Below are 24,452 nucleotides of genomic sequence, written 5' to 3'. Positions count from 1 at the left end.
ACGCGCCCTCTGCGCGCCAGCTCATCTAGTGTGGAGGCTGCGTCATCATGACTTCCCCGTCCCGTTTTGTAGCCATCCTCATGGGCTCGGATTCCGACCTGCCGACCATGCAGGCCACCGCCGACATCCTGGCCCAATTCGGCATTCGCTATGAAATGAACATCAAGTCCGCCCATCGCACGCCGGCCGCGGCCCAGGCCTACGTCGCCGATGCGGAACGGCGCGGCTGCGCGGTGTTCATTGCCGCCGCCGGTCTGGCTGCGCACCTGGCGGGATTCGTCGCGGGCCACACCGTGCGGCCGGTCATAGGCGTGCCCATGGATGGCGGGCCGCTGCAAGGCATGGACGCGCTCCTTTCGACCGTGCAGATGCCTGGCGGCATCCCCGTTGCCTGTGTCGCCATCGGCAAAGCCGGCGCCAAGAACGCCGCTTATCTTGCCGTACAGATGATGAGCCTGGATGACCCGGCCCTGGCGCAGGCCCTGCGCGACGAGCGTCAGGCCAACGCCGAGAAGATTCTCGAGAAGGACCGTCAGCTGCGCGGCACCTGAGCGTGTCCTTCGACTGGCAGGTCTGCAGGGCGGCCGTGGTCCTGCGCCGGGGCGGCGTGGTCGCCAATGCCACCGAGGCGGTCATCGGCCTCGCCGCGCGCGCGGCCGACCGCGATGCAGGCCAGCGCATCCGGCAGCTCAAGCGTCGACCCCGGGCCAAACCCTTCATCGTGGTCGCCGCCGACCTCGCCCAGCTCGACAAGCTGGTCTCGCTCGAGACCCCCCAGCTCGATTGCATCCTGGCGAGCTGGCCCGGCCCGCACACCTGGGTACTGCCCGCGCGTCCGACGGCGCCGCGCTGGCTGGTGAGCAAGACGCACGATATTGCGGTGCGAGTGACCGCCCATCCCCAGATGGCGGCCCTGTGCCGGGTGGTCGGGCCTCTCGTTTCGACCAGTGCCAATCCAGCTGGCCGTCGCCCGGCGCGGACCCTGCTCGCCGCGCGTGGCTACTTTAGTGGCGACGTCGACCTCTACCTGCAAGGCGCGCTGGGCGCCTCGGCCCGGCCTACAACCATCCGCGATGGACGCAGCGGTGAGCTGATCAGGCTGTGAAGGCGATCTTTTTGTTGACACGCCAGCAAAAAATTTCGAAAATTTCCGGCTACCGTTTTGGAGGGGTACCCAAGCGGTCAACGGGAGCAGACTGTAAATCTGCCGGCTCTGCCTACGTAGGTTCGAATCCTACCCCCTCCACCATGCAGCTGAGCTTGGGACAGTCTTCGGACGTCCGAATCCGGCGGGTGTAGTTCAATGGTAGAACCTCAGCCTTCCAAGCTGATGGTGTGGGTTCGATTCCCATCACCCGCTCCAAAGCTGAGTTGAGGACGGGCAGGCGCATCGCGGGGTGGCGTGGCCATTCGGTGGTGGAGGCCGGTCCGCAGCATAGTTTCAGGGCCCATATAGCTCAGTCGGTAGAGCACTTCCTTGGTAAGGAAGAGGTCACCGGTTCAAATCCGGTTATGGGCTCCATCCAATTCAATGGCTGGCCAGCAAGGTGCCGCCAGTCGGACGCACGTGATTTTTTGAGGTAAGAGAGCCATGGCCAAAGAAAAATTTTCGAGAACGAAACCGCATGTGAATGTGGGGACCATCGGTCATGTGGATCACGGTAAGACGACCCTGACGGCAGCGCTGACGATCGTGTCGGCGGCAAAGTTCGGCGGTGACGTGAAGGCGTACGACCAGATTGACAACGCCCCGGAAGAGCGCGAGCGCGGTATCACGATCGCGACGGCGCACGTGGAATACGAGAGCGCGACGCGTCACTACGCGCACGTTGACTGCCCTGGTCACGCGGACTACGTGAAGAACATGATCACGGGCGCGGCGCAGATGGACGGCGCGATCCTGGTGTGCAGCGCGGCGGACGGCCCGATGCCGCAGACGCGCGAGCACATCCTGCTGGCGCGCCAGGTGGGCGTGCCGAAGATCGTGGTGTATTTGAACAAGGCGGACATGGTCGACGACGCCGAGTTGTTGGAGCTGGTGGAACTCGAAATTCGCGAGCTGCTCGATTCCTACCAGTTCCCGGGCGACGACACGCCGGTGATCATCGGCAGCGCGTTGAAGGCGGTGGAAGGTGACACCAGCGAAATAGGCACGCCGTCGATCGAGCGCCTGGTGCAGGCGCTGGACGATTACGTGCCGATCCCGGAGCGACCGGTGGACCGCCCGTTCCTGCTGCCGATCGAAGACGTGTTCTCGATCTCGGGCCGCGGCACGGTGGTGACGGGTCGAATCGAGCGCGGCATCGTGAAGGTGGGTGAAGAAGTGGAGATCGTGGGCATCAAGGCCACGACCAAGACCACCTGCACGGGCGTGGAAATGTTCCGCAAGCTGCTTGACGAAGGCCAGGCGGGCGACAACGTGGGCGTGCTGCTGCGCGGCACCAAGCGTGAAGACGTCGAGCGCGGCCAGGTGCTGTGCAAGCCGGGCTCTGTGAACCCGCATACGCATTTTGAAGCGGAAGTGTACGTGCTGTCGAAGGAAGAGGGTGGCCGTCACACGCCGTTCTTCAGCAACTACCGTCCGCAGTTTTATTTCCGCACGACGGACGTGACGGGCGCGGTGTCGCTGCCTGAAGGCGTCGAGATGGTGATGCCCGGCGACAACGTCAAGGTGACGGTGAAGCTGATCAACCCGATCGCGATGGAAGACGGTCTGCGCTTTGCAATCCGCGAAGGTGGCCGCACTGTCGGCGCCGGCGTGGTCAGCAAGATTCTCGAGTAGGAAAATGACGGCGGGTGAGGTCGAAACGACCCGCCCGCCCATGTGTTGAAAAGCGTCTAGGCCAGTAGCTCAATTGGCAGAGCGGCGGTCTCCAAAACCGCAGGTTGGGGGTTCGATTCCCTCCTGGCCTGCCATTCTAGACGATGCATTGCGTGCGAACAGGGCGGGACAAATGAGAACAGCAGGTGCGAGCGGCGCGGCAGCATCGGGCGCAGGCGTCCGTTGCGAAGAGCGCAAAGTGATCGGCAATCTGCCCGCCTTCCGCGTATGAACACCAAAGTCGTCGCCGAAACCAATTCGATGGACACCGTCAAGCTGGTCGTCGCGCTGGCGATGCTGCTGGCGGGCGTGGTGGCCTTCCAGTACTACGCGGACGCGCCGCGGCTCATGCGCATCGGCGGCATGATCCTGGACGTGGTGCTGGCCGTGGCGCTGGCAGCGCAGACCGACAAGGGGCGCATGGTCATCGGCTTCGTACGCGACGCGCAGATCGAAGTGCGCAAGGTCGTGTGGCCGACGCGCCAGGAAACCGTGCAGACCACCGTCGTCGTGATGATCGTGGTCGTGGTGTTCGCGTTCCTGTTGTGGGTGCTCGACATCTTCCTGGGGTGGGCGATGCAATCTGTCATTGGACATGGGGCGTAATCATCGTGGCAATGAACTGGTACGTGGTACATGCCTACTCCGGGTTTGAGAACCAGGTAAAGCGTTCGCTGGAAGAGCGCATCAAGCGCGGCAGCATGGAAGACAAGTTCGGCCAGATCCTGGTCCCGACTGAAGAAGTCGTGGAAATGAAGGACGGCCAGAAACGCAAGAGCGACCGCAAATTCTTCCCCGGCTACGTGCTGGTGGAAATGGAGATGGACAACGACTCCTGGCACTTGGTGAAGGACTGCCCGAAGGTCATGGGATTCATCGGCGGCAGCAGCGACAAGCCCGCGCCGATTTCGCCGCGCGAGGCGCAGGCCATTCTCGATCGCATCCAGGAAGGCGTGGAAAAGCCGCGGCCAAAGGTGCTGTTCGAAGTCGGCGAAGTGGTGCGCGTCATCGACGGCCCGTTCACCGATTTCAACGGCGTGGTCGAGGAAGTCAACTACGAGAAGAGCCGCTTGCGCGTGGCGGTATCGATTTTCGGCCGCTCGACGCCGGTGGAACTCGAGTTCGGGCAGGTCAGCAAGGATTGATGTCCGTGGCGGCGTGGCCGCCGCAGCGACGTAACAGCGCGGGCCTGAGCTCGCCAACAGCACGGGGAGCCGCGAGGCGCTTGCACCCGAGGAGACCTTAAGTGGCAAAGAAGATAGACGCTTACATCAAGCTGCAGGTGAAGGCCGGCCAGGCCAACCCCAGCCCGCCGGTCGGCCCGGCGCTCGGCCAGCGCGGCTTGAACATCATGGAATTCTGCAAGGCGTTCAACGCCCGCACCGCCAACCTCGAGCCCGGTCTGCCGACGCCCGTGGTGATCACCGCCTATAGCGACAAGAGCTTCACCTTCGTGACCAAGACCACGCCGGCACCGGTGTTGTTGATGAAGGCTGCCGGCGTCGCCAAGGGCAGTGGCACTCCGAACTCCGCGAAGGTTGGCAAAGTGACCCGCGCGCAGCTCGAAGAAATCGCCAAGACCAAGGCTGCCGACATGACGGCCGCCAGCGTCGAGGCCGCGGTCCGCTGCATCGCCGGTACGGCGCGCAGCATGGGCCTGGACGTGGAGGGTTAAGCAATGGCGACTCAAGGTAAGCGTTTACGCGCCCTGCGCGAAAAAATTGGCAACCCGCGCCAGCCGCGCGCCATCGACGAAGTGCTGGCGCTGGTCAAGACCATTGCCTCGGCCAAGTTCGACGAAACCGTCGACGTCGCTGTGAATCTCGGCGTCGATCCGCGCAAATCCGATCAGGTCGTGCGTGGTTCCACCGTGCTGCCCCACGGCACCGGCAAGTCGGTGCGCGTTGCGCTGTTCGCTGACGGCGCCGACGCCGAAGCGGGCCGCGCCGCCGGCGCCGACGTGATCGGCCTCGACGATCTCGCCACCGAGGTCAAAGCCGGCAATATCAATTTCGACATCGCCATTGCGACGCCCGCTTCCATGCGTGTCGTCGGTCAGCTCGGCCAGATCCTTGGTCCGCGCGGTCTGATGCCGAACCCCAAGGTCGGTACTGTCACCACCGACGTCACCACCGCAGTGCGTAATGCCAAGGCTGGCCAGGTGCAGTTCCGCACCGACAAGGCCGGCATCATCCATTGCCCGATTGGCAAAGCCTCGTTCGCTCCCGAAGCGCTCAAGGCAAACCTCGAAGCGATCCTCGCCGATCTGCGCAAGGCCAAGCCCAGCTCGGCCAAGGGCATCTACATGCAGGCAATTTCGATCTCGACCACCATGGGCCCCGGCCTGGCGGTGGACAAGTCGAGCCTGGATGTCGTTTGAGCGCGCTCGTCGTCAAGGATTTCACGAACTTTGGGTTGTCGGCGTCAGCCGGCAGCCGTCAAAGACCGCGGGTCCGCACCGTGAGGTGTGGTTAATCGGCTTCGGCCCGCGCAGACGGTGTTCCCCAAGGGCAGATTGATGCCCGGTTAGGACGCCGTAAACCTTGCCATCGCCGCTTCATCGTGGTGCTGGCAGCAAATGGTGCGATTACTGCCCCGAGGGGCGGAATCTAACCGGGAGAAATGACCAATGAGTTTGACCCTACAGCAAAAACAAGCGGTTGTTTCGGAAGTGAAAGAAGTGGCGGCCACGGCGCAAGCCGCGGTTGCCGCCGAGTATATCGGCTTGACCGTCTCCCAGATGACCCAGCTGCGCACCAAGGCGCGCAGCACCGGTGTCTACCTGCGCGTGGTCAAGAACACGCTCGCACGTCGCGCGGTCGACGGCACGAGCTTCGAATGTCTGAAGGATTCCCTCACGGGTCCGCTGCTGCTGGTGTTTTCCATGGAAGACCCCGGTGCAGGCGCGCGACTGGTGCGTGATTTCGCCAAGGACAACGCGAAGCTGGTGACCAAGGCCGTGGCTTTCGCCGGTGAGTTGAGACCCGCTTCGGATCTCGAACTGCTGGCCAGCCTGCCGACGCTCGACGAGGCGCGTTCCAAGCTTCTTTCGGTCTTCCTGGCCCCGCAGACGAAACTGGTTCGGACCCTCGCGGAGCCGGCCGGTCAGTTTGTGCGTGTGCTTGCGGCTCGCAAAGAGTCGCTTCAGTCCGCTTGAATGGTTTGCACAATCTGTTTTTAGGAGAGCATTAAAATGGCAGTTTCAAAAGAAGAACTGGTCGAAACCCTTAGCGGTATGACCATCCTCGAGGTGACCGAACTGGTCTCCATGCTCGAGGAGAAGTGGGGCGTGTCCGCCGCCGCCGCGGTTGCGACCGTGGCCGTCGCGGCTGATGCCGGTGGCGCCAAGGAAGAGGTCAAGGACGAATTCGACGTCGTCATGACCAGCTTCGGCGAAAACAAGGTCAACGTCATCAAGACCGTCCGCGCAATCACGGGCCTCGGCCTGAAGGAAGCCAAGGACATGGTCGAAGGCGTGCCGTCCGTCGTCAAGGAAGGCGCAAACAAGGCCGAAGCCGACAGCATCAAGAAGCAGCTCGAAGAAGCTGGCGCGGCGGTGGAACTCAAGTAGTTCCTCGCCTTGCAGTCAGTCCGCAAGTTGAAGATTGGGAACCGGTCACGCGCTCGTCGCGAGCGCGTGACCGTGTTCCATTTCCCGCGTCACGGCACCGACGTCGTCGCGCACGGTCCCATTGTCGTGCAGACACGCAATCTGGTTTAACAGGACGGTAATCACCATGGCCTATACCTATACCGAGAAGAAGCGCATCCGCAAGGATTTCAGCAAGACTCCGCCGATTCTTGATGTGCCCTATCTGCTCGAAACCCAGATTGAGTCCTACAAGCGCTTCCTGCAGGAAGAGTGCACCGTCGAGGCGCGCAGCGAGCAGGGCCTGCACGCGGCTTTCAAGTCGGTGTTCCCGATCGAATCCTATTCCGGCAATGCCGTACTCGAGTATGTGAGCTATCGCCTCGGCGATCCTGTGTTCGACGTCAAGGAATGCCAGGTGCGTGGCCTGACCTACGCCGCATCCCTGCGCGTGACCGTGCGTCTCGTGATCTATGACAAGGAATCCGGCGCCGACAAGGTCATCAAGGATGTTCGCGAGCAGGAAGTCTACATGGGCGAATTGCCGCTCATGACCACCAATGGCACGTTCGTCATCAATGGCACCGAGCGCGTCATCGTTTCGCAGTTGCATCGTTCGCCGGGCGTGTTTTTCGATCACGACCGCGGCAAGACCCATTCCTCGGGCAAGCTGTTGTTCTCGGCCCGCGTCATTCCCTATCGCGGTTCGTGGCTCGATTTCGAATTCGATCCCAAGGATCACGTCTACGTGCGTATCGATCGCCGGCGCAAGCTGCCGGCCACCGTGTTGTTGCGCGCCTTGGGCTTTTCCACCCAGCAGATGCTGGAAACTTTTTTCGAGCGTGACACTTTCATCCTCGACGGCGAGCAGGTGCGCGTGCACCTGGTGCCGGAGCGCTTGCGCGGTGAGACCTTGGAATTCGACCTCATTGATTCCGACGGCAACGTCCTGGTCGAAGCGGACCGCCGCATCACCGCGCGCCATACTCGTGAGATCCAACAGCGCGGTATCACCGAGATCACGGTGCCGCGCAGCTTCCTGGTCGGCAAGACACTTGCGCGCGACGTGGTCGACAAGAGCACGGGCGAAGTCGTGGCCAATGCCAACGACGAGATCTCCGAAGACCTGCTGGCCAAGCTGACCAAGCTCGACGTCAGCGAACTCGAGACCATCTTCGCCAACGATCTCGATCACGGGGCCTATATTTCCGAAACGTTACGCGTCGACCCGACCAACACGCCGCTCGAGGCGCAGGTCGAAATCTACCGCATGATGCGTCCCGGCGAGCCGCCGACCAAGGAAGCGGCCGAAAACCTGTTCAAGAACCTGTTCTTCACCGAAGACCGCTATGACTTGTCGGCGGTCGGTCGCATGAAGTTCAACCGTCGCGTCGGCCGTCAGGAAGTTACCGGCAGCGGCGTCTTGAACGAGAAGGACATCACCGATGTGCTGCGTGTCCTCATCGACATCCGCAATGGCAACGGCAGCGTCGACGACATCGACCATCTCGGCAACCGTCGCGTGCGCAGCGTCGGCGAAATGGCCGAAAACCAGTTCCGCGTCGGCCTGGTGCGCGTCGAACGCGCGGTCAAGGAGCGCCTGTCGCTGGCCGAATCGGAAGGCTACATGCCGCAGGAACTCATCAACGCCAAGCCGGTGTCGGCGGTGATCAAGGAGTTCTTCGGCTCCAGCCAGCTCTCGCAGTTCATGGATCAGAACAACCCGCTGTCGGAAGTCACGCATAAGCGCCGCGTTTCCGCGCTTGGGCCGGGCGGTCTGACCCGCGAACGCGCCGGCTTCGAAGTGCGCGACGTGCATCCGACCCATTACGGCCGCGTGTGCCCGATTGAAACGCCGGAAGGTCCGAACATCGGTCTCATCAATTCGTTGGCGGTCTACGCCCGCACCAACCAGTACGGCTTCCTGGAAACGCCCTATCGCAAGGTCGAGAGCGGCGTGGCCACCGACAGGATCGAATACCTGTCGGCGATCGAAGAAGGCCAGTACGTGATCGCGCAGGCCAATGCCACGCTCGATGCCGCAGGTCGCCTCATCGATGGCCTGGTGTCGTCGCGTCACCTGAATGAATTCACGCTCGCTTCGCCGGAGCGCGTGCAATACATGGACGTCTCGCCGCGTCAGATCGTATCGGTCGCCGCGGCCTTGATCCCGTTCCTCGAACATGACGACGCCAACCGCGCCCTGATGGGTTCGAACATGCAGCGTCAGGCTGTGCCGACCCTGCGTGCCGACAAGCCGCTGGTGGGCACCGGCATCGAGCGTGCGGTAGCCAAGGATTCCGGTGTGACGGTCGTTGCCCTGCGCGGCGGCGAAGTCTACGCCGTGGACGCTGCGCGCATCGTGGTGCGCGTCAATGACGACGAGACCAGCGCCGGTGAGTCGGGCGTCGACATCTACAACCTGACCAAGTACACCCGTTCCAACCAGAACACCTGCATCAACCAGCGCCCGCTGGTGAAGCTCGGCGACAAGATTGCCAAGGGCGACGTGCTGGCCGACGGCCCCTCGACCGATCTTGGCGAACTGGCGCTCGGCCAGAACATGCTGGTCGCGTTCATGCCCTGGAACGGCTACAACTTCGAGGACTCGATCCTGATCTCGGAGCGCGTGGTGCAGGAAGACCGCTTCACTTCGATTCACATCGAAGAACTGACCTGCGTGGCGCGCGACACCAAGCTCGGGCCGGAAGAGATTTCGTCCGACATCCCGAATGTCAGCGAGAGTGCGCTCTCCAAGCTCGACGAATCGGGCATTGTCTACATCGGCGCCGAAGTGCACCCGGGTGACATCCTGGTCGGCAAGGTCACGCCCAAGGGCGAGACTCAGCTCACCCCGGAAGAAAAGCTCTTGCGCGCGATCTTCGGTGAGAAGGCCTCGGACGTGAAGGACACCTCGCTGCGCGTGCCGTCAGGCATGAGCGGTACCGTCATCGACGTGCAGGTCTTCACCCGTGACGGCATCCCGAAGGACGCCCGCGCGCGTGAAATCGAAAGCGCCGAAATTGCGCGCGTGAAGAAGGATCTGGACGACCAGTTCAAGATCCTCGAAGACGATATCTACGAGCGCGTCGAGCGCCTGGTGACCGGCAAGATTGCCGACAAGGGCCCGGGCCAGATGAAGGGCGGCGCCAAGATCACCAAGCAGATGTTGTCGGAAGTCGATCGCGGCAAGTGGTTCGATCTGCGCATCAAGGACGACACCACCAACGAGCAGCTCGAGCAGCTCGCCGGTCAGATCGAAAACTACCGCGAAGACTTCGATAAGCAGTTCAGCGAGAAGAAGGCCAAGCTGACCTCGGGCGACGATCTTGCGCCCGGCGTGCTCAAGATGGCCAAGGTCTACCTCGCCGTGAAGCGCCGCATGCAGCCCGGCGACAAGATGGCCGGCCGCCACGGCAACAAGGGCGTGGTCTCGATGATCGTGCCGATCGAAGACATGCCCTACATGGAAGACGGCACCCCGGTCGACGTGGTGCTCAATCCGCTCGGCGTGCCTTCGCGCATGAACGTCGGCCAGGTGCTCGAAACCCATCTTGGCTGGGCGGCGCGGGGTCTTGGCTTGCGTATCGGCGAGATGGTCGATCGCATGGCCGGCATGCCGGAGATTCGCGAGTTCCTGGGCAAGGTCTACAACACCAGCGGCCAGAAGGAAGCGCTCGACACGCTGACGGACGACGATGTGGTCGGTCTGTGTTCCAACCTGCGCCACGGCGTGCCGATGGCGACGCCGGTGTTCGACGGCGCCAAGGAGGAAGAGATCAAGAACATGCTGGAACTGGCCGGGCTGCCGCGCTCGGGCCAGACCACGCTCTACGACGGTCGCACCGGCGATGCCTTCGAGCGCCAGGTGACTGTCGGTTACATGTACATCCTGAAGTTGAACCACTTGGTCGACGACAAGATGCACGCGCGCTCGACTGGCCCGTACAGCCTCGTTACTCAGCAGCCGCTGGGTGGCAAGGCGCAGTTCGGTGGCCAGCGTTTCGGTGAAATGGAAGTGTGGGCGCTCGAGGCCTATGGTGCTGCCTACACCTTGCAGGAAATGCTCACGGTCAAATCCGACGACGTCAACGGTCGCACCAAGATGTACAAGAACATCGTGGACGGCGATCACAAGATGGAAGCGGGTATGCCCGAATCGTTCAATGTTCTGTTGAAAGAGATGCGCTCGTTGGGCATCGACATCGAACTGGAACACGAATAAGGCTTCAACCGGATATTCGGCGCGTTTCGCTGTTTAAGGAGTATTGCTCGTGAAAGACCTACTTGATCTGTTGAAGACCCAGGGGCAGGTTGAAGATTTCGACGCCATCAGCATTGGCCTGGCGTCGCCGGAAAAAATTCGTTCGTGGTCCTACGGCGAAGTGAAGAAGCCGGAGACCATCAACTACCGAACCTTCAAGCCCGAGCGCGACGGCCTGTTCTGCGCCAAGATCTTTGGACCGATCAAGGATTACGAGTGCCTGTGCGGCAAGTACAAGCGCCTGAAGCATCGCGGCGTGGTGTGCGAGAAGTGCGGCGTGGAAGTGACGCTGGCCAAGGTGCGACGCGAGCGCATGGGCCACATCGAACTGGCGAGCCCGGTCGCGCACATCTGGTATTTGAAGTCGCTGCCGTCCCGCATGGGCCTGTTGCTCGACATGACCCTGCGCGAAATCGAGCGCATCCTGTACTTCGAAGCCTACGTGGTGGTCGAGCCCGGCATGACCGATCTCGAGCGCGGCCAGTTGCTGTCCGAAGAGTCCTATCTCGACGCCATCGAACAATACGGCGACGACTTCGACGCGCGCATGGGCGCCGAAGCGGTCTATGAACTGCTGAAGACGGTCGACCTTGCCCACGAGGTCAAGACCATCCGCGAGGAGCTGCCGAAGACCAACTCCGAAACCAAGATCAAGAAGCTCACCAAGCGCCTGAAGCTGATGGAGGCCTTCCTCCATTCCGGCAACCGTCCCGAGTGGATGGTGATGAAGGTGCTGCCGGTGCTGCCGCCGGAACTGCGTCCCTTGGTGCCGCTGGACGGTGGCCGTTTCGCGACTTCCGATCTGAACGATCTGTACCGTCGCGTCATCAACCGGAACAACCGCCTGAAGCGCCTGCTCGATCTGAACGCGCCCGACATCATCGTGCGCAACGAAAAGCGCATGCTGCAGGAAGCGGTGGACGCGCTGCTCGACAACGGCCGTCGTGGTCGCGCCATCACCGGTACCAACAAGCTGCCCTTGAAGTCGCTGGCCGACATGATCAAAGGCAAGCAGGGCCGTTTCCGTCAGAACCTGCTCGGCAAGCGCGTCGACTACTCCGGTCGTTCCGTGATCGTGGTCGGTCCGACCTTGAAGCTGCACCAGTGCGGCCTGCCGAAGAAGATGGCACTGGAACTGTTCAAGCCCTTTATCTTCAGCAAGCTCGAGCGCCGCGGCATGGCGACCACCATCAAGGCCGCCAAGAAGCTCGTCGAGCGCGAAGGGCCGGAGGTGTGGGACATTCTCGAAGAGGTGATCCGCGAACATCCGGTGATGCTGAACCGCGCTCCGACCCTGCACCGCCTCGGCATCCAGGCGTTCGAGCCGGTGCTGATCGAAGGCAAGGCCATCCAGCTCCATCCGCTGGTGTGTACCGCGTTCAACGCCGACTTCGACGGCGATCAGATGGCGGTGCACGTGCCGCTGTCCATCGAGGCGCAGCTCGAAGCGCGCAGCCTCATGATGTCGACCAACAACATCCTGTCGCCCGCCAACGGTGACCCGATCATCGTGCCGACCCAGGACGTGGTGTTGGGCCTGTACTACATCACCCGCGATGCGGTGGACGCCAAGGGCACCGGCATGAGCTTCGCCGACATCTCGGAAGTGCATCGCGCTTTCGAGACCGGCGCGGTTTCGCTGCACGCGCGCTGCAAGGTGCGCATGGAACTGGCGGAATTCGACGAGCAGCACGTGGTGCAGGAACGCACCGAACTCGTCACCACCACCGTCGGTCGCGCGTTGCTGTCGGGCCTGTTGCCGCGCGGTCTGCCGTTCTCGCTGATCAACCAGGTGCTCAACAAGCGTTCGATCTCGCGCCTGTTCGATACCTGCTATCGCGTGGCGGGCCTCAAAGAGACCGTGATCTTCGCCGACCGCCTGATGTACGCCGGCTTCCAGCACGCGACCCGCGCCGGTGTCTCCATCGGCGTCGACGACATGGTGGTGCCGGAAGACAAGGCGCGCATCATCGAGGCTGCTGAAAAGCAGGTGAAGGAAATCGAGGAGCAATACGCTTCCGGTCTCGTCACCACCGGCGAGCGCTACAACAAGGTCGTCGACATCTGGTCCCACACCAATGACCAGGTGGCGAAAGCCATGATGGACAAACTCGGTTCGCAGTTCGTCACCGGCAAGAGCGGTGAGGCGGTGCGCCAGGCGTCGTTCAACTCGATCTTCATGATGGCCGATTCCGGCGCGCGCGGTTCCGCCGCCCAGATTCGCCAGCTCGCCGGCATGCGCGGCCTCATGGCCAAGCCCGACGGCTCCATCATCGAGACGCCCATCACGGCCAACTTCCGTGAAGGCCTGAACGTGCTGCAGTACTTCATCTCGACCCACGGCGCACGCAAGGGCTTGGCCGATACCGCGCTCAAGACCGCCAACTCCGGGTACCTGACCCGTCGCCTGGTCGACGTCGCGCAGGACCTCGTGGTCACCGAAATCGACTGCGGCACCACCGAAGGCCTGGTGATGAACCCCATCATCGAAGGCGGCGACGTCATCCAGGCGCTCGGCGACCGCATCCTCGGCCGCGTGGTTGCGCAGGACGTCTGCCGTCCCGGCGAGACCGAGGTCATCGCCAAGGCCGGCACCATGATCGACGAGAAGTGGGTCGAGTATCTCGACGAGCACGGCGTCGACGAAGTACTGGTGCGTTCGCCCATCACCTGCGAAACCCGCTATGGCATCTGCGCTTCCTGCTACGGTCGCGATCTCGCCCGTGGCCATCGCGTCAATGTCGGCGAAGCGGTCGGCGTCATCGCCGCGCAGTCGATCGGCGAGCCGGGCACCCAGCTCACCATGCGTACTTTCCACATCGGTGGCGCGGCATCCCGAGCGGCGGCCGTCAACAGCATCGAAGTGAAGGCTTCCGGCACCATCAAGCTGGTCAACATGAAGACCCTCGCCCACGAGGACGGCACGTTCGTGTCGGTGTCCCGTTCCGGCGAACTGGTGGTCAACGACGACATCGGTCGTGACCGCGAGCGCTACAAGGTGCCCTACGGTGCGGTGCTCTCCGTGGCCGACGGCGCCGAGGTCAAGGCCGGCCAGACGGTTGCCACCTGGGACCCGCATACCCATCCGATCATCACGGAAGTAGCCGGCACGGTCGTGTTCCAGGACATCGACGAAGGCGTGACGGTCGCCCGCCAGGTCGACGAAATCACCGGCCTGTCCAGCATCGTGGTCATGGATCTCAAGCAGCGCGGCAGCGCCGGCAAGGATCTGCGTCCGGTGCTGAAGCTGCTCGACGCCAAGGGCAAGGAACTGCGCATCCCTGGTACCGACATCCCGGCGCACTACTTCCTGCCGCCCAACGCCATCGTGGTCGTTTCCGACGGCCAGGAAGTGAAGGTCGGCGACGTGCTCTCGCGTATCCCGCAGGAGTCGTCCAAGACCCGCGACATCACTGGCGGTCTGCCGCGCGTGGCGGACCTGTTCGAAGCGCGCAAACCCAAGGAACCGGCGATTCTGGCCGAGGCCACGGGTACCGTGTCTTTCGGCAAGGACACCAAGGGCAAGCAGCGTCTGATCATCACCGGCAGCGACGGCGAGCAGTTCGAGAGCCTCATTCCCAAGTGGCGCCATGTCACGGTGTTCGAAGGCGAGCACGTGGAACGCGGTGAAACCGTGTGCGACGGCGCGCCGGATTCCCATGACATCCTGCGCCTGAAGGGCGTCCACGAGCTGACCCGCTACGTGGTCAACGAAGTGCAGGAGGTCTACCGTCTGCAGGGCGTGAAGATCAACGACAAGCACATCGAAACCATCGTCCGCCAGATGCTGCGCAAGATCGAGATCACCGACGCCGGTGACACCCGCTTCCTGAAGGGTGAGCAGATCGAGCGCGAGCGCCTGATGGACGAAAACGATGCCGTGACCGCCAAGGGCGAGCGTCCGGCCAGCGGCCAGCAGCTGCTGCTCGGCATCACCAAGGCGTCGCTCGCCACCGAGTCGTTCATTTCGGCGGCCTCCTTCCAGGAGACCACCCGCGTGCTCACGGAGGCCTCGGTCACCGGCAAGCACGATGAACTGCGCGGTCTGAAGGAGAACGTCATCGTCGGGCGTTTGATCCCGGCCGGTACCGGTTTCTCTTATCACGCGAACCGCAAGCGCCGCGGCTTTTCCGCAACACCGAGCCTCGCCGATCTGGCGGCCGGACTCGATGCGGAACTGATGGCGGAGCTGCGCGAAGTGGAAAGCTCATCGGATGCTGAGCCGACCACAAAAAGTGCATGACTAAGCGTTGACACGACGAAAGCGGGATCCCTATAATCCCGCTTCTACGACAGGCAGGTGAAAACCTCCCTGTCGTTTTTTTCCTCCGTCGTTTTCCTAACCAAACTTGGACCCGCCCTCGGTGGGCCAGACCCCGGCGTTCTCAACGCACCAGGGTGGACTGACGACGCTGAAAGTTTTGCTGTTTAACAATCGGAACTACCGAAGAGCGCTGAAGGCCATGGCGACAATAAATCAATTAGTGCGCAAACCGCGTCGGCGTAAGGCCGAGAAGAGCAACGTCCCGGCCCTCGAGGCCTGCCCGCAGAAGCGGGGCGTATGCACGCGCGTTTACACCACCACGCCCAAGAAGCCGAACTCGGCGCTGCGCAAAGTGGCTCGCGTCCGCCTGACCAATGGTCAGGAAGTCACCACCTATATCGGTGGCGAAGGGCACAACCTTCAGGAGCACTCGGTCATTCTGATTCGCGGCGGTCGTGTCAAAGACCTGCCCGGTGTCCGCTACCACACGGTGCGCGGCACGCTCGATACCTCCGGCGTCACCGCACGCCGCCAGGGACGCTCCAAGTACGGCGCCAAGCGTCCCAAAGCCTAAATCCCTAAAAGAACCGCTAATTCAGGGCGAATACGATGTCTCGACGTCACGTTGCTTCCAAACGCGAAATCCTGCCGGATCCGAAATACGGGGATCGCACGGTGGCCAAGTTCATCAACATGGTCATGTCGCGCGGCAAGAAGGCCGTCGCCGAAAAGATCGTCTACGGCGCGCTGTCGGAAGTGGAGCACCGCGGCAAGGGCCAGGCTCTCGACGTCTTCAAGCAGGCGCTCGAGAACGTCGAGCCCAAGGTGGAAGTGAAGTCCCGCCGCGTCGGCGGCGCCACCTACCAGGTGCCGGTCGAAGTGCGTCCCAACCGTCGCGTGGCCCTGGCCATGCGCTGGCTGGTCGATGCCGCGCGCAAGCGCAGCGAAAAATCCATGGGTCAGCGCCTCGCCAACGAGATGGTCGAGGCCTACGACAACCGCGGCACCGCCGTGAAGAAGCGCGAAGACACGCACAAGATGGCGGAAGCCAACCGCGCGTTCTCGCACTACCGCTGGTAAGCCTCGGAATCGTCGAGTAAACCGCCGTGGCCCGCAATACGCCCATCGAACGCTACCGAAATATCGGGATCATGGCGCATATCGACGCGGGCAAGACCACGACCACCGAGCGCATCCTTTACTACACCGGGGTGTCGCACAAGATCGGTGAAGTCCACGACGGCGCGGCCGTCATGGACTGGATGGAGCAGGAACAGGAGCGGGGTATCACCATCACCTCCGCGGCCACCACCTGCTTCTGGGAAGGCATGGACAAGCAGTTCCCGCAGCATCGCATCAACATCATCGACACCCCCGGGCATGTCGATTTCACCATTGAAGTTGAGCGTTCGTTGCGCGTGCTGGACGGCGCGGTGGGCGTGTTCTGCGCGGTGGGCGGTGTCGAGCCGCAGTCCGAGACGGTGTGGCGCCAGGCCAATAAGTATGGCGTGCCGCGCCTCGCGTTCGTGAACAAGATGGACCGCGCCGGCGCCGACTTCCTGCGCGTGGTCGGCCAGATCCGCAGCCGCCTGGGCGGCAACCCGGTGCCGGTGCAGTTTCCGATCGGCTCGGAAGACAGTTTCGAAGGCGTCATCGACCTGCTGAAGATGAAGGCCATCTACTGGGACGAAGCGACGCTCGGCATGCGCTTCGAAGAACGCGAAATCGGCGCGGCGGAGCTCGAGACCTGCAAGACCCTGCGCGAAGCGCTGGTCGAGGCGGCGGCCGAAGCTTCCGAGGAACTGACCGAAAAGTACCTCGATGGCCAAGCCCTCAGCATCGAAGAGATCAAGGCCGGGCTGCGCAAGCGCACCCTGAACAACGAAATCGTGCCGGTGCTGTGTGGTTCGGCCTTCAAGAACAAGGGCGTGCAGGCCCTGCTCGACGCGGTGGTGGAATACCTGCCCGCGCCGGTGGACGTGCCGGCCATCAAGGGCCTGGCGGAAGACGGCACCAGCGAAGATACGCGCCCGGCTTCCGACGATGCGCCGTTCGCGGCCCTGGCATTCAAGATTGCGACCGACCCTTTCGTCGGTACCCTGTCCTTCTTCCGCGTCTACTCGGGCGTCGTGAAGTCGGGTGACACGGTGTACAACCCGATCAAGGGCAAGAAAGAGCGCTTTGGCCGCATCCTGCAGATGCACGCCAACAGCCGCGAAGAGATCAAGGCCGTATGCGCGGGCGATATCGCCGCCGCGGTCGGCCTCAAGGATGTCACCACCGGTGACACCCTGTGTGACACCGACAAGGTAATCACGCTCGAGCGCATGGAGTTCCCGGATCCGGTGATCGCTGTCGCCGTCGAGCCGAAGACCAAGGCCGACCAGGAAAAGATGGGCGTGGCGCTCTCGAAGCTCGCCGCCGAAGACCCGTCGTTCCGGGTCGCGACCGACGAAGAGTCCGGTCAGATCATCATTTCCGGCATGGGCGAGCTGCACCTCGAAATCATCGTTGATCGCATGCGTCGCGAGTTCAAGGTCGATGCCAACGTCGGCAAGCCGCAGGTCGCCTACCGCGAGACCATCAAGGCGGTGGTCGAGAATGCGGAAGGCAAGTTCGTGCGCCAGAGCGGCGGCCGTGGCCAGTACGGTCACGTGGTGCTGAAGCTGGAACCGGCGCCGCAGGGATCGGGCTTCGAATTCGTCAATGGCATCGTCGGCGGTGTGGTGCCGAAGGAATTCATTCCGGCGGTACAGAAGGGTATCCAGGAAGCGCTCGCCAACGGCGTGCTGGCTGGTTACCCGGTGGTGGACGTCAAGGTCACGTTGCATGACGGCTCCTACCACGACGTTGATTCCAACGAAATGGCGTTCAAGATCGCCGGCTCGATTGGTTTCAAGGAAGGCATGCGCGAGGCCAAACCCGTGCTGCTCGAGCCCTTGATGAGCGTCGAGATCGTGACCCCGGACGAGTACATGGGCACGGTCAACGGTGACCTCAGCCGCCGTCGTGGCGTGCTGCATGGCACCGATGAATCGCCGGCCGGTGCGGTGATTCGCGCGGAAGTGCCGCTGGCCGAGATGTTCGGCTACGCCACCGATCTGCGCTCGGCGACGCAGGGGCGCGCCACGTATTCCATGGAGTTCGCGCGTTATGCCGAAGCTCCCAGCAACATTGCTGAAGCAGTCATCAAGAGAAGTTAGTCGGCGTCTTACCGCCAACATCTTAAACGGCAAAGTACCAGAGGGTTGAAGAGCCATGGCCAAGGAAAAATTTTCGAGAACGAAACCGCATGTGAATGTGGGGACCATCGGTCATGTGGATCACGGTAAGACGACCCTGACGGCAGCGCTGACTATCGTGTCGGCGGCGAAGTTCGGCGGCGACGTGAAGGCGTACGACCAGATTGACAACGCCCCGGAAGAGCGCGAGCGCGGTATCACGATCGCGACGGCGCACGTGGAATACGAGAGCGCGACGCGTCACTACGCGCACGTTGACTGCCCCGGGCACGCGGACTACGTGAAGAACATGATCACGGGCGCGGCGCAGATGGACGGCGCTATCCTGGTGTGCAGCGCGGCGGACGGCCCGATGCCGCAGACGCGCGAGCACATCCTGCTGGCGCGTCAGGTGGGCGTGCCGAAGATCGTGGTGTATTTGAACAAGGCGGACATGGTCGACGACGCGGAGTTGTTGGAGCTGGTGGAGCTCGAAATTCGCGAGCTGCTGGATTCCTACCAGTTCCCGGGCGACGACACGCCGGTGATCATCGGCAGCGCGTTGAAGGCGGTGGAAGGCGACACCAGCGAAATAGGCACGCCGTCGATCGAGCGCCTGGTGCAGGCGCTGGACGATTACGTGCCGATCCCGGAGCGTCCGGTAGACCGCCCGTTCCTGCTGCCGATCGAAGACGTGTTCTCGATCTCGGGCCGTGGCACGGTGGTGACGGGCCGTATCGAGCGCGGCATCGTGAAGGTGGGTGAAGAAGTCGAGATCGTGGGCATCAAGGCCACGACCAAGACCACCTGCACGGGCGTGGAGATGTTCCGCAAGCTGCTGGACGAAGGCCAGGCGGGCGACAACGTGGGCGTGCTGCTGCGCGGCACGAAGCGTGAAGACGTTGAGCGCGGCCAGGTGCTGTGCAAGCCGGGCTCTGTGAACCCGCATACGCATTTTGAAGCGGAAGTGTACGTGCTGTCGAAGGAAGAGGGTGGCCGTCACACGCCGTTCTTCAGCAACTACCGTCCGCAGTTTTATTTCCGCACGACGGACGTGACGGGCGCGGTGTCGCTGCCTGAAGGCGTCGAGATGGTGATGCCCGGCGACAACGTCAAGGTGACGGTGAAGCTGATCAACCCGATCGCGATGGAAGACGGTCTGCGCTTTGCAATCCGCGAAGGTGGCCGCACCGTCGGCGCCGGCGTGGTCAGCAAGATTCTCGAGTAAGCGCGAGACTCGTCTGCCACTCAATTTTGCACATTTTTGAATTAGAAGGTCATCGGAACACGCGATGAATCAGCAAGTAATCAGAATCCGGCTCAAGGCGTTCGACCATCGACTGATCGACCAGTCGACCAAGGAGATCGTCGAAACGGCCAAGCGGACGGGCGCCCAAGTGAAGGGCCCGATACCTCTGCCCACGAAGAAAGAACGCTTTACCGTTCTGATCTCACCGCACGTCAACAAGGACGCGCGTGATCAATACGAGATCCGCACTCACAAGCGTTTGCTCGACATCGTCAACCCGACCGACAAGACGGTTGACGCACTGATGAAGCTGGATCTCGCCGCAGGCGTTGATGTCCAGATCAAGTTGAACTAGGCGTTTGGAGAGCAGGCATGAGCCTTGGATTGATTGGACGCAAGTGCGGCATGACGCGGGTCTTCACTGAAGACGGCGCGTCGACCCCGGTGACCGTCGTCGAAGTCGAGCCGAATCGCGTCACGCGCGTGAAGACTCCCGACACCGATGGCTACAGCGCGGTCCAGGTGACCTGTGGTGAGAAGGCGCAGAACCGCGTCAATCGCGCGCTGGCCGGTGAGTTCAAGAAGGCTGGCGTCGGCGCCGGTCGTGGTCTGTGGGAGTTCCGCACCGGCGGCGCCAACGAGCCTGAACTGAATGTCGGTTCCGAGCTCAAGGTCGACTTTTTCGAAGCGGGCCAGTACGTGGACGTGACCGGTACCAGCATCGGCAAGGGCTTCGCCGGTACCATCAAGCGCCACAACTTCAGTTCGCAGGACGCTTCCCACGGCAACTCGGTGTCGCATCGCGTACCGGGTTCCATTGGCCAGTGCCAGACCCCGGGGCGCGTGGTCAAGGGCAAGAAGATGGCGGGTCACATGGGTGACAAGCAGCGCACCGTGCAGAGCCTGCAGGTGGTGCGCGTCGATGTCGACCGCAACCTGCTGCTGATCAAGGGTGCGGTGCCCGGTTCCAAGGGCGGCGAAGTGATCATCCGCCCGGCGGTCAAGGCCTAAGCTGAAATAGCAATCATGGAATTACAAGTTCAATCGATTTCATCCAACGCAGCGGCGTCCAGCGTTGCGTTGTCGGACGAAGTGTTCGGCAACGAATTCAACGAGGCCCTCGTCCACCAGGTGGTGGTGGCCTACATGAACGCGGCTCGCAGCGGCACCAAGGCGCAGAAGTCGCGTGCCGACGTCGCCGGCGGTGGTCGCAAGCCGTGGCGCCAGAAGGGCACCGGTCGCGCGCGTGCCGGCACCACTCGCAGCCCGCTGTGGCGTGGCGGCGGTGTGACGTTCGCCGCGCGTCCGCGTGACTACTCGCAGAAGGTCAACCGCAAGATGTATCGCAGCGCGTTGCGCTCGATCCTGTCGGAACTGGTGCGCCAGGACCGTCTGGTGGTGGTGGACGATTTCCAGCTGGCCGAACCGAAGACCAAGTTGGCGATGGCCGCGCTCAACAAGCTCGGGGTCAACGACGTGCTGATCGTGTGCGACGAGATCACCGAGAACCTGTTCCTGGCGGCGCGCAACATTCCGCACATCGGCATGGCCGACGTCAGTGCCGTCGACCCGGTGCTGCTGATTTCCTACGACAAGGTCGTGGTCACGCAGAAGGCGCTGGCCGGCCTCGAGGCGATGTTCAAATGAATCAGGAACGTTTGTTACAGGTGCTCGTGGAGCCCAAGCTGTCGGAGAAGGGCGCGCGTGTCGCCGACCTGCACCGCCAGTACATGTTCAAGGTCTTGAACGATGCGACCAAGCCTGAAATCAAGGCCGCCGTCGAGCAGCTGTTCAAGGTCGAGGTCGAGCATGTGACGACCTCCACCGTGCATGCGCGCACCCGCAACTTCAAAGGGCGGGCCGGTCTGCGCAGCAACTGGAAGAAGGCCTTCGTGAAGCTCAAAGAAGGCTTCGAAATCAATTTCGTCGGCGGCGAATAAGGGGCGGAGCAACAGCCATGGCGTTATTCAAAGCTAAACCGACCTCTCCCGGTCGCCGCAGCGTGGTGCGGGTCGCCACGCCGGACCTGCACAAGGGCGCGCCCTATGCGCCGCTGCTGGAATCGCAGTCGCGCAATTCCGGCCGCAACAACCAGGGCCGCATCACCGTGCGCCACCGTGGCGGCGGTCACAAGCAGCATTACCGCATGATCGATTTCCGTCGTGACAAGGACGGCATCAACGCGGTGGTCGAGCGTCTGGAATACGATCCGAACCGCTCGGCGCACATTGCGCTGGTGCTGTACGAGGACGGCGAGCGCCGTTACATCATCGCGCCGAAGGGCGTGAAGGCCGGCAGCAAGCTGCGTTCGGGTGCCGATGCGCCGATCGTGGCCGGCAACTGCCTGCCGTTGCGTAACATGCCGGTGGGTGCGCTCATCCACTGCGTCGAGCTCAAGCCCGGCAAGGGCGCCCAGCTCGGCCGCAGCGCCGGCGCCGCCATCCAGTACGTGGCGCGCGAGGGTGCCTACGCGACCCTGCGTCTGCGTTCGGGTGAAATGCGCAAAGTGCCGATCGAATGCCGCGCCACCATCGGTGAAGTCGGCAATCAGGAACATTCACTGCGTTCGCTCGGCAAGGCCGGTGCGAAGCGCTGGCGCGGTGTGCGCCCGACCGTTCGCGGCGTGGCCATGAACCCGGTCGATCATCCGCACGGTGGTGGCGAAGGCCGCACCTCGGGTGGCCGTCACCCGGTCAGCCCGTGGGGCACGCCGACCAAAGGTCACAAGACACGCCACAACAAGCGCACCGATGGTCTCATCGTGCGTCGGCGTAACAAGAAGTAGTCGCGGAGAGCTCTATGGCCCGTTCCATACGCAAAGGCCCGTTCATCGACCACCACCTGCTGAAGAAGGTGGAAGAGGCACGCGCGCGCAACGACAAGCGTCCGATCAAGACCTGGTCGCGCCGTTCCATGGTCGCACCCGACATGGTTGGCCTGACCATCGCCGTCCACAACGGTCGCCAGCACATGCCGGTGTACGTCAACGAAAACATGGTCGGACACAAGCTCGGCGAGTTCGCGCCGACGCGTTCGTTCCGCGGCCACGTGGCCGACAAGAAGGCGCGCTAAGGATCAAAGAGACATGGCGACTGTAGCTAAATTGAGAAACGCGCGTATGGCTGCGCAGAAGGTGCGCCTGGTGGCGGACCAGATCCGTGGCCAGCGTGTCGAAAAGGCCATCAACATCCTGACCTTCAGCAACAAGAAGGCCGCGCATCTGGTCAAGAAGGTGCTGGAGTCCGCGATCGCGAACGCCGAGCACAATGACGGCGCCGATGTCGACGAGCTGAAGGTCAGCACCATCATGGTCGACGAGGGTGCGACCATGAAGCGCTGGCGCGCCCGAGCGCGCGGGCGTGCCGCCAAAATCATGAAGCGCACGTGCCATGTGACCGTGTGGGTCGAGCAAGTGGGGCAGTAGGAAAATGGGACAGAAAGTACATCCGTACGGCATTCGCTTGGGCATCGTTAAGGATTGGACCTCGACCTGGTTCGCCGACACCAAGAACTACGCGAATTACCTGAACAACGATCTCGCGGTGCGTGCGTTCCTGCGCAAGAAACTTGCGCATGCGTCAGTCAGCCGCATTCAGATCGAGCGTCCGGCCAACAACGCCCGCATCATCATCCATACCGCGCGTCCGGGTATCGTGATCGGTAAGAAGGGCGAGGACATCGAGTCGCTGCGCAAGCAGGTGACGGCCCTCATGAAGGTGCCGGCGCACATCAGCGTCGAGGAAATTCGCAAGCCGGAACTGGATGCCTACCTGGTCGCCGAGTCGGTCGCCCAGCAGCTCGAGCGCCGCATCATGTTCCGCCGCGCCATGAAGCGCGCGGTGTCGAACTCCATGCGTCTCGGCGCCCAGGGCATCAAGATCAACGTGGCAGGCCGCCTGAACGGCGCCGAAATCGCGCGCACCGAGTGGTATCGCGAAGGCCGCGTGCCGCTGCACACCCTGCGTGCGGACATCGATTACGGCTTCGCCGAAGCGAACACCACCTACGGCGTGATCGGCGTGAAGGTGTGGATCTTCAAGGGCGAAATCGTGCGCCAGGGTCCGATTGGCGAAGCCGCCGACGGCGAGACCTCGGCGGCCTGAGGCCGGCGTCCACCGGCAGGAGCATAGACAGTGCTGCAACCAAAAAATACAAAATTCCGCAAGCAGATGAAGGGCCGCAACCGCGGCCTGGCGCAACGCGGCAACCGTGTGAGCTTCGGTGAATTCGCGCTCAAGGCGACCACCGGCGGTCGCGTGACCGCGCGCCAGATCGAGGCGGCGCGTCGCGCCATCACGCGCTTCGTGAAGCGCGGTGCGAAAGTGTGGATCCGCGTCTTCCCCGACAAGCCGATTTCGAAGAAGCCTCTCGAAGTCCGCCAGGGCAAGGGTAAGGGTAACGTCGAGTACTGGGTCGCGCAGATCAAGCCCGGCACCGTGCTCTATGAAATGGAAGGCGTGCCGGAAGACCAGGCGCGCGAGGCGATGCGCCTGGCTGCCGCCAAGCTGCCCGTCCGTACCACATTTGCCATTCGTACGGTGCTGTGATGAAAGCGAACGAATTACGTGAAAAGGATGGCGCCGAACTGACGGCGCTGCTGCTGGAGCTGCGCCGCAAGCAGTTCAACATGCGCATGCAAGCCGGCTCCGGCCAGCCGCCGCGGCCGACCGACATCCGCGAGACGCGTCGCGACATCGCGCGCATCAAGACCATCATCAAGCAGAAGAGCGATGTCGCCTCAGGAAGTGTGAAATGAGCGAACAGACCAAGACCGCGAGAACGCTGACCGGCGTGGTTGCCAGCAACAAGATGGACAAGACCATCTCGGTGCTGATCGAGCGTCGTGTCGAGCATCCGCTCTATCGCAAGTTCGTGCGTAAATCGACCAAGCTGCTCGCCCACGACGAGAACAACGAGTGCAACGAGGGCGATACCGTCGCCATCGAAGAGTGCCGTCCGCTGTCGAAGAACAAGAGCTGGCGTCTGGCCCGGGTCATCGAACGCGCAACGCGCGTTTGAACCTCGCCACTGCCGGAATACGGAT

General features: G+C 62.6%; 26 protein-coding genes and 4 tRNA genes. All 30 read left to right on the top strand.

The genetic code is table 11. The features are described 5' to 3' along the window. Positions 1–47: 47 nt before the first annotated feature. The 30 genes from purE (at position 48) to rpsQ (ending at position 24,427) form a co-directional block, all read left to right on the top strand. The gene (gene purE / locus IPM80_11705; protein ID MBK8959072.1) at positions 48–551 is read left to right on the top strand and encodes a 5-(carboxyamino)imidazole ribonucleotide mutase; all 504 of its coding nucleotides are present in this window, start codon (positions 48–50) and stop codon (positions 549–551) included. A gap of 2 nt (positions 552–553) precedes the next feature. After that, positions 554–1,105: an L-threonylcarbamoyladenylate synthase gene (locus IPM80_11700; protein MBK8959071.1), complete on the top strand. Its 552-nt coding sequence runs from the start codon at positions 554–556 to the stop codon at positions 1,103–1,105. A gap of 59 nt (positions 1,106–1,164) precedes the next feature. Beyond that, positions 1,165–1,249, top strand: a tRNA-Tyr gene (locus IPM80_11695). 40 nt (positions 1,250–1,289) lie between these two features. After that, positions 1,290–1,363, top strand: a tRNA-Gly gene (locus tag IPM80_11690). A gap of 83 nt (positions 1,364–1,446) precedes the next feature. Next, positions 1,447–1,522 (top strand) — tRNA-Thr (locus IPM80_11685). Between the two features lie 69 nt (positions 1,523–1,591). Then, the gene (tuf, locus tag IPM80_11680; GenBank protein ID MBK8959070.1) at positions 1,592–2,782 is read left to right on the top strand and encodes an elongation factor Tu; all 1,191 of its coding nucleotides are present in this window, start codon (positions 1,592–1,594) and stop codon (positions 2,780–2,782) included. A gap of 58 nt (positions 2,783–2,840) precedes the next feature. Further along, positions 2,841–2,916 (top strand) — tRNA-Trp (locus tag IPM80_11675). A 133-nt stretch (positions 2,917–3,049) separates the two neighbouring features. Beyond that, positions 3,050–3,427: a preprotein translocase subunit SecE gene (secE, locus tag IPM80_11670; GenBank protein MBK8959069.1), complete on the top strand. Its 378-nt coding sequence runs from the start codon at positions 3,050–3,052 to the stop codon at positions 3,425–3,427. A 5-nt stretch (positions 3,428–3,432) separates the two neighbouring features. Then, positions 3,433–3,966, top strand: coding sequence for a transcription termination/antitermination protein NusG (nusG, locus tag IPM80_11665; protein ID MBK8959068.1), 534 nt, complete (start codon positions 3,433–3,435; stop codon positions 3,964–3,966). A gap of 101 nt (positions 3,967–4,067) precedes the next feature. Continuing rightward, a complete protein-coding gene (gene rplK, locus IPM80_11660; protein ID MBK8959067.1) occupies positions 4,068–4,496 on the top strand; it encodes a 50S ribosomal protein L11 in 429 nt (142 codons plus the stop codon). 3 nt (positions 4,497–4,499) lie between these two features. Continuing rightward, positions 4,500–5,201: a 50S ribosomal protein L1 gene (rplA, locus tag IPM80_11655; GenBank protein MBK8959066.1), complete on the top strand. Its 702-nt coding sequence runs from the start codon at positions 4,500–4,502 to the stop codon at positions 5,199–5,201. A gap of 249 nt (positions 5,202–5,450) precedes the next feature. After that, the gene (gene rplJ / locus IPM80_11650) at positions 5,451–5,978 is read left to right on the top strand and encodes a 50S ribosomal protein L10 (GenBank protein MBK8959065.1); all 528 of its coding nucleotides are present in this window, start codon (positions 5,451–5,453) and stop codon (positions 5,976–5,978) included. Between the two features lie 36 nt (positions 5,979–6,014). After that, the gene (rplL, locus tag IPM80_11645; protein MBK8959064.1) at positions 6,015–6,392 is read left to right on the top strand and encodes a 50S ribosomal protein L7/L12; all 378 of its coding nucleotides are present in this window, start codon (positions 6,015–6,017) and stop codon (positions 6,390–6,392) included. A gap of 166 nt (positions 6,393–6,558) precedes the next feature. After that, positions 6,559–10,635 (top strand): DNA-directed RNA polymerase subunit beta, encoded by a 4,077-nt coding sequence (gene rpoB / locus IPM80_11640; protein ID MBK8959063.1) that lies wholly within the window; start codon positions 6,559–6,561, stop codon positions 10,633–10,635. A 49-nt stretch (positions 10,636–10,684) separates the two neighbouring features. Beyond that, positions 10,685–14,917, top strand: coding sequence for a DNA-directed RNA polymerase subunit beta' (gene rpoC, locus IPM80_11635; GenBank protein MBK8959062.1), 4,233 nt, complete (start codon positions 10,685–10,687; stop codon positions 14,915–14,917). A gap of 220 nt (positions 14,918–15,137) precedes the next feature. Beyond that, positions 15,138–15,512 (top strand): 30S ribosomal protein S12, encoded by a 375-nt coding sequence (gene rpsL / locus IPM80_11630; GenBank protein MBK8959061.1) that lies wholly within the window; start codon positions 15,138–15,140, stop codon positions 15,510–15,512. A gap of 35 nt (positions 15,513–15,547) precedes the next feature. Continuing rightward, positions 15,548–16,018, top strand: coding sequence for a 30S ribosomal protein S7 (gene rpsG / locus IPM80_11625; GenBank protein MBK8959060.1), 471 nt, complete (start codon positions 15,548–15,550; stop codon positions 16,016–16,018). A gap of 26 nt (positions 16,019–16,044) precedes the next feature. After that, positions 16,045–18,141 (top strand): elongation factor G, encoded by a 2,097-nt coding sequence (gene fusA / locus IPM80_11620; protein ID MBK8959059.1) that lies wholly within the window; start codon positions 16,045–16,047, stop codon positions 18,139–18,141. Positions 18,142–18,196: 55 nt separating this feature from the next. Next, positions 18,197–19,387, top strand: a complete 1,191-nt coding sequence (gene tuf, locus IPM80_11615) for an elongation factor Tu (protein MBK8959058.1) — start codon at positions 18,197–18,199, stop codon at positions 19,385–19,387. Between the two features lie 64 nt (positions 19,388–19,451). Continuing rightward, positions 19,452–19,763: a 30S ribosomal protein S10 gene (gene rpsJ, locus IPM80_11610; GenBank protein MBK8959057.1), complete on the top strand. Its 312-nt coding sequence runs from the start codon at positions 19,452–19,454 to the stop codon at positions 19,761–19,763. A gap of 17 nt (positions 19,764–19,780) precedes the next feature. Continuing rightward, the gene (gene rplC / locus IPM80_11605) at positions 19,781–20,419 is read left to right on the top strand and encodes a 50S ribosomal protein L3 (protein MBK8959056.1); all 639 of its coding nucleotides are present in this window, start codon (positions 19,781–19,783) and stop codon (positions 20,417–20,419) included. 15 nt (positions 20,420–20,434) lie between these two features. After that, positions 20,435–21,055 (top strand): 50S ribosomal protein L4, encoded by a 621-nt coding sequence (rplD, locus tag IPM80_11600; protein MBK8959055.1) that lies wholly within the window; start codon positions 20,435–20,437, stop codon positions 21,053–21,055. Then, positions 21,052–21,348, top strand: coding sequence for a 50S ribosomal protein L23 (rplW, locus tag IPM80_11595; GenBank protein ID MBK8959054.1), 297 nt, complete (start codon positions 21,052–21,054; stop codon positions 21,346–21,348). The genes rplD and rplW overlap by 4 nt, the downstream gene beginning before the upstream one ends. 17 nt (positions 21,349–21,365) lie before the next feature. Continuing rightward, complete coding sequence (rplB, locus tag IPM80_11590) at positions 21,366–22,193, top strand: 50S ribosomal protein L2 (GenBank protein ID MBK8959053.1); 828 nt, start codon at positions 21,366–21,368, stop codon at positions 22,191–22,193. Positions 22,194–22,207: 14 nt separating this feature from the next. Further along, positions 22,208–22,480 carry a 30S ribosomal protein S19 gene (rpsS, locus tag IPM80_11585; GenBank protein ID MBK8959052.1) on the top strand — a complete coding sequence of 91 codons (273 nt, stop codon included), beginning with the start codon at positions 22,208–22,210 and terminating at the stop codon, positions 22,478–22,480. 13 nt (positions 22,481–22,493) lie between these two features. After that, positions 22,494–22,832, top strand: a complete 339-nt coding sequence (rplV, locus tag IPM80_11580) for a 50S ribosomal protein L22 (protein MBK8959051.1) — start codon at positions 22,494–22,496, stop codon at positions 22,830–22,832. A gap of 4 nt (positions 22,833–22,836) precedes the next feature. Then, the gene (gene rpsC / locus IPM80_11575; protein ID MBK8959050.1) at positions 22,837–23,511 is read left to right on the top strand and encodes a 30S ribosomal protein S3; all 675 of its coding nucleotides are present in this window, start codon (positions 22,837–22,839) and stop codon (positions 23,509–23,511) included. Between the two features lie 30 nt (positions 23,512–23,541). Beyond that, positions 23,542–23,955, top strand: a complete 414-nt coding sequence (gene rplP / locus IPM80_11570; GenBank protein ID MBK8959049.1) for a 50S ribosomal protein L16 — start codon at positions 23,542–23,544, stop codon at positions 23,953–23,955. Beyond that, the gene (gene rpmC, locus IPM80_11565; protein ID MBK8959048.1) at positions 23,955–24,164 is read left to right on the top strand and encodes a 50S ribosomal protein L29; all 210 of its coding nucleotides are present in this window, start codon (positions 23,955–23,957) and stop codon (positions 24,162–24,164) included. Before rplP ends, rpmC begins: the two co-directional genes overlap by 1 nt. Continuing rightward, the gene (rpsQ, locus tag IPM80_11560) at positions 24,161–24,427 is read left to right on the top strand and encodes a 30S ribosomal protein S17 (protein MBK8959047.1); all 267 of its coding nucleotides are present in this window, start codon (positions 24,161–24,163) and stop codon (positions 24,425–24,427) included. The genes rpmC and rpsQ overlap by 4 nt, the downstream gene beginning before the upstream one ends. The last annotated feature ends 25 nt before the right edge of the window (positions 24,428–24,452 follow it).

This window comes from Pseudomonadota bacterium (assembly GCA_016719885.1).
GTDB lineage: Bacteria > Pseudomonadota > Gammaproteobacteria.
Note: the sequence above shows the minus strand (reverse complement) of the source record. Positions and strands in the feature narration are given on the sequence as shown.

Excerpts from the sequence above, each read along its gene's own strand:
- purE (MBK8959072.1), top strand. The coding sequence starts at position 48 with ATGACTTCCCCGTCCCGTTTTGTAGCCATCCTCATGGGCTCGGATTCC.
- tuf (MBK8959070.1), top strand. The coding sequence starts at position 1,592 with ATGGCCAAAGAAAAATTTTCGAGAACGAAACCGCATGTGAATGTGGGG.
- secE (MBK8959069.1), top strand. The coding sequence starts at position 3,050 with ATGAACACCAAAGTCGTCGCCGAAACCAATTCGATGGACACCGTCAAG.
- rplA (MBK8959066.1), top strand. The coding sequence starts at position 4,500 with ATGGCGACTCAAGGTAAGCGTTTACGCGCCCTGCGCGAAAAAATTGGC.
- rplJ (MBK8959065.1), top strand. The coding sequence starts at position 5,451 with ATGAGTTTGACCCTACAGCAAAAACAAGCGGTTGTTTCGGAAGTGAAA.
- rplL (MBK8959064.1), top strand. The coding sequence starts at position 6,015 with ATGGCAGTTTCAAAAGAAGAACTGGTCGAAACCCTTAGCGGTATGACC.
- rpoB (MBK8959063.1), top strand. The coding sequence starts at position 6,559 with ATGGCCTATACCTATACCGAGAAGAAGCGCATCCGCAAGGATTTCAGC.
- rpsL (MBK8959061.1), top strand. The coding sequence starts at position 15,138 with ATGGCGACAATAAATCAATTAGTGCGCAAACCGCGTCGGCGTAAGGCC.
- rpsG (MBK8959060.1), top strand. The coding sequence starts at position 15,548 with ATGTCTCGACGTCACGTTGCTTCCAAACGCGAAATCCTGCCGGATCCG.
- tuf (MBK8959058.1), top strand. The coding sequence starts at position 18,197 with ATGGCCAAGGAAAAATTTTCGAGAACGAAACCGCATGTGAATGTGGGG.
- rpsJ (MBK8959057.1), top strand. The coding sequence starts at position 19,452 with ATGAATCAGCAAGTAATCAGAATCCGGCTCAAGGCGTTCGACCATCGA.
- rplC (MBK8959056.1), top strand. The coding sequence starts at position 19,781 with ATGAGCCTTGGATTGATTGGACGCAAGTGCGGCATGACGCGGGTCTTC.
- rplD (MBK8959055.1), top strand. The coding sequence starts at position 20,435 with ATGGAATTACAAGTTCAATCGATTTCATCCAACGCAGCGGCGTCCAGC.
- rplW (MBK8959054.1), top strand. The coding sequence starts at position 21,052 with ATGAATCAGGAACGTTTGTTACAGGTGCTCGTGGAGCCCAAGCTGTCG.
- rplB (MBK8959053.1), top strand. The coding sequence starts at position 21,366 with ATGGCGTTATTCAAAGCTAAACCGACCTCTCCCGGTCGCCGCAGCGTG.
- rpsS (MBK8959052.1), top strand. The coding sequence starts at position 22,208 with ATGGCCCGTTCCATACGCAAAGGCCCGTTCATCGACCACCACCTGCTG.
- rplV (MBK8959051.1), top strand. The coding sequence starts at position 22,494 with ATGGCGACTGTAGCTAAATTGAGAAACGCGCGTATGGCTGCGCAGAAG.
- rpsC (MBK8959050.1), top strand. The coding sequence starts at position 22,837 with ATGGGACAGAAAGTACATCCGTACGGCATTCGCTTGGGCATCGTTAAG.
- rpmC (MBK8959048.1), top strand. The coding sequence starts at position 23,955 with ATGAAAGCGAACGAATTACGTGAAAAGGATGGCGCCGAACTGACGGCG.
- rpsQ (MBK8959047.1), top strand. The coding sequence starts at position 24,161 with ATGAGCGAACAGACCAAGACCGCGAGAACGCTGACCGGCGTGGTTGCC.